The 2,548-nt window shown below is 36.5% G+C and carries 5 protein-coding genes; all 5 read left to right on the plus strand.

The genetic code is table 11. The annotated features are described in order from the left end of the window. Positions 1-133 precede the first annotated feature (133 nt). The gene (locus BA053_RS05910) at positions 134-871 is read left to right on the plus strand and encodes an ankyrin repeat domain-containing protein (protein ID WP_065106860.1); all 738 of its coding nucleotides are present in this window, start codon (positions 134-136) and stop codon (positions 869-871) included. Between the two features lie 68 nt (positions 872-939). Continuing rightward, the gene (locus tag BA053_RS05915; protein WP_167347029.1) at positions 940-1,512 is read left to right on the plus strand and encodes an ankyrin repeat domain-containing protein; all 573 of its coding nucleotides are present in this window, start codon (positions 940-942) and stop codon (positions 1,510-1,512) included. Between the two features lie 166 nt (positions 1,513-1,678). Next, positions 1,679-1,813, plus strand: a complete 135-nt coding sequence (locus tag BA053_RS08430; RefSeq protein ID WP_255356257.1) for a hypothetical protein — start codon at positions 1,679-1,681, stop codon at positions 1,811-1,813. Beyond that, entirely contained in the window at positions 1,810-2,211 is a 402-nt protein-coding gene (locus tag BA053_RS05920) for an ankyrin repeat domain-containing protein (protein ID WP_245611047.1), read from the plus strand. The genes BA053_RS08430 and BA053_RS05920 overlap by 4 nt, the downstream gene beginning before the upstream one ends. Before the next feature lie 42 nt (positions 2,212-2,253). Next, on the plus strand, positions 2,254-2,548 hold a 295-nt coding region (locus tag BA053_RS05925; protein ID WP_065106861.1), incomplete at its 3' end, for a DUF2924 domain-containing protein.

The following is a 2,548-nucleotide window of genomic DNA, read 5'->3' on the forward strand; positions in this document are numbered from 1 at the left end:
TGAAATAAACAGAAAAAGACTTGCTTTTTCATGCCAAAACGCACATAACTTTAATAGTAGCAAGTAAACAAAAAAAATTGATCTTGCACTAAAGAGAGCCAAATTGGCGTATGTTTTTATAGTGAGGTATGTAATGAGATTTAGCAAGGAAAAGAGAGAAGCTTTTAATAAGTCATTTTATGAATTATTAGAGAACTCGTTTAAGAATATTAATGAAAAAGATGAAAAAGGGGAAACAGTATTGCACCATGCAGTAGAAATCTCCGATTGCAAAACAGTGAAGTTATTAATAATAAAAGGAGCGGACATCAATGCAAGAGATAAAAAGGGTTATACACCACTGCACTGCGCAGTATTTGCGAGAAGTTTAGAAAATGTAAAAGTGCTGATCAGGGGAGGAGGAGAAATAAATGCCACTAAATATATCAACGGATGTACGCCACTGCACTCTGCATGTAGGCTAGGGGCAGGAATTGCAATAATAAAAGAGCTAGTAAAAGCGGGAGCTGCAGTTAATCAACTGGATAAATATGGTGCAACACCAATGTATTATATATGGGAGAGTGAAAGGTATGGCCTATGGGATAATGGAGAGAATGAAAAGGCGAGGAAATTTCTGGGAAAGCAAGGTGGAATAACAAAAAGTAGAAAACTGACGTGCTATGGAATAGAGGGTCTAGTGGGAGAAATAGCAGATATGTTGGATAGGAGCTATTTACCTGAGTTAAAAATAATAGAGATAGAAGAAATAAGGAAGAGAGACAAATCATCAATAAAGAAAGAATGTCAAAATTTAGCAAGCAAGATAATGTGCAAAGTGAACGAAATGATTGATGAAGTGGTGGAGGCAGACTTAAGCAAGATGTGGTGAGAAGGGAGCTCAAAAAGATGAGCAAAGAGTTTGGTTGCGAAAATTTCAAAGGGAAAGTGAGGTATGTTATGTCAAGGAAAGAAGCAAGGAATGTTTTTGATAGGTTATTGAAAGCATTATCAGAAAACAGGTTTCAACAAATAAATGAAAAAGACGCAGCAGGTTGCACAATATTGCACCGAGCAGCACAGGTGTCAGAGCCAGAAGTAATAAAGTTATTAATAGAAAAAGGTGCAGGTACAAACGATAGAAACAATAGAGGCGAGACACCGTTGCACCTAGCAGCGTTTTTAGGAAGAAGAAAAAATGTGAAAGTGCTGATAGAAGGAGGAGCTACAGTAAATGCAAAATCAAACAATAAAGCAGTACCACTACACTTAGCCTGTTTAGCAAGAAGAATAGGAACAATAGAAGAGCTGATAAATGCAGGAGGAGATCTTGATACAGTAGATAAATTTGGATGTAGCCCACTAAACTATGCAAAAATTTACCCGAAAGTGACAAGTTATCTAGAAAAGAAGGGAGTGAATATGAGAGATGTAGAAGTGATGTATGGAGAAGCAAACAAGGCAATAGAGGAGGTAATGGAGAAACGAAACGTAAATGAATTACAACTGCAGGAGGTGGATTTAATAGATTAAGCATATAGATTTATATCTTAACATAATATGTGGAAAAAATGTGTAAATTTAGCAAAAAAAACTTGCTTTTTATGCCAAAATAGCACTAAGTGAAAAAGTAGCTAGTAAATAAACAAGTGAGCCAAATTGGAGCCACTTTATATTACATTAATAGCTGAGGAACATTATGGTAAAATTTAATAAGAAAGAGAGAGAAGAGTTTAATAAGGCATGGAAAGAGGTATTAGATAACTCAATAGAAAATATTAATAAAAAAGACACAAAAGGAAGTACATTACGCGGTGGGAATCAAAAAAAGTGAGGTTATTAATCCAAAAAGGAGCAAATGTAAATGTGGCAGATGCGGGACAATATAGACCACTGCACTTAGCAGTCATGGGGCAATGTGTAGAAAACACAAAAGAGCTGATAAAGGCAGGAGCCGATGTAAACGCAGTGGAACGAAGTAGCAAATTTACCCCGTTACACCTGGCTTCCATGGTATCAGAGATAAAAATAGTAGAAGAGCTAGTGAAAGCCGGAGCAGGTGTAGAGCAAAAGGATGAGTTTGGCAAAACCCCGATAGATTATGCGAAAAATAATAAAGAGATAAAAGAAGTGTTAGAGAACGTAAAAATCGCAAATAAGCAGAGGGAGTTTATAGAAAGAACAAGGGAAAGTATGGCAGCAGGTGTAAAAGAAGAGCTTGTGGATCTATAGCGTTTAAAAATTCAGAAGTGCTGTGTTTGAAAAGGTGATTATATGGAAAAAAAAGTAGAAAAAGAGGTAAAATGTTTAGAGAAAAAAGCGTTGGAAGAGCTGAGGAAAATATGGAAAAAGGTATTTGGGGAAGAGGCACCGCAACATTCGAGGAAATATCTGATACCAAGATTAGCTTATAGAATGCAGGAGGAAGAATATGGAGAGATGTCAAGAAAAGGTGCCAAAAGACTAGAATACCTAGCAGATCGTCTAGAGAAGGGAAAAAGAATAAGTAGCGATAAACTGCCAGTAGAGGGAACAGAGTTGATATTAGAGAGAGGAGAAGAAGTCCACG

The sequence above is a fragment of the Wolbachia endosymbiont of Nomada ferruginata genome (assembly GCF_001675785.1).
GTDB lineage: Bacteria > Pseudomonadota > Alphaproteobacteria > Rickettsiales > Anaplasmataceae > Wolbachia > Wolbachia pipientis.